Here is a 1,241-nt window from a genome sequence, read left to right on the forward strand (position 1 = left end):
CTCGTCATTAAATAGCGTGCCAACTGGTTCGATTGCCTATCTAACTCACCATAACTCATCTTGCTGTCACCACACACGACCGCTGTCTGCGTACTCTGTCGCTGAGCTTGCGCGGTAAAGTGGGAAACGATATTGCCCCACGCCTGCGTAGCATTATCACTTCGAGCATTACATTCGTGCACTAGCTGCCTAACTTCTTTTGCTGACAGCATGTCTAGCTGAGACAGCGCAATATCCCACTCACCTCGTGTGTCTGCCAGCGCTTCTAATAGCTGCTGTAAATGCGTACTTAATTGTTCTATATGTGCTTCACTAAAGAGGCTCGTATCATAGCTCCAGCTAACGCCACCTCCTTGTTCATCTATGGCTAAGTCAACTTTTAAATCAAACTTTGCTTGCACTATATCTGATTGATAAGGCGCTACTTCTATTCCCGCAAGTTGCAATGGTTGATGCTCATGTAGGCCATAATCTGTATTCGTCGTCACCATAATCTGGAACAAAGGTCCATGGGCACGACTTCTTGGCACTTTCAGCTTTTCTACTAACTGCTCAAATGGAACATCTTGGTGACTTTGACCTGCTAAGTGGGTCGCTCGCACATGGGCATAATATTCCGCTAAGCTGTCATGCTGTGTATTCACCCTCAACACTAAGGTGTTTACAAAGAAGCCGATTAAAGGGGCTAACTCTGCTTGAAGGCGATTCGCAACCGGTGTGCCCATAATGATGTCATGACTATTGCTATGTCTTGATAAGACCAATGACAATGCACCATGTAATAACATAAAAGGAGTCAATTGATGACGTTTAGCTGCTGCCAATAACGCATCCGCTGTTTGCGCTGAAAACGCTGACACCACCTGAGCACCATGATATTGCTTCTCTGCTGGACGGGGATAATCCAATGTGAGGTTATGCACCGCGGGGGCTTCATCCAACTGCGCTAACCAATAACTGAGCTGTTTATCTAATACCGTATCCGTTATATGCGTTCGCTGCCACTGCGCATAATCTCCATACTGTAACGCCAATTGTGGTAAAGGCTCGGCTTCACCTTGACTATAGGCTTCATACAAACGTACAAACTCATTGGTCAACACCTGCATTGACCAACCATCCGACGCGATATGATGCATATTAAAGAGTAGGACTCCTGTATCCTCTCCGGTCGCCAAATACAATACCTTTAATAGTAAGTCTTCTGCCAAGTTAAACGCGGTGGTGATAACCTCTGATAT

The 1,241-nt window shown here is 45.8% G+C and carries 1 protein-coding gene; it reads right to left on the reverse strand.

Annotated features, from left to right (window positions below; translation table 11 throughout):
• Positions 1–1,241: condensation domain-containing protein (locus MHN32_RS23625; protein ID WP_239422991.1), on the reverse strand; the 1,241-nt coding region annotated here is incomplete at both ends.

This window comes from Pseudoalteromonas sp. Of11M-6 (assembly GCF_022347905.1).
Classification (GTDB): domain Bacteria; phylum Pseudomonadota; class Gammaproteobacteria; order Enterobacterales; family Alteromonadaceae; genus Pseudoalteromonas.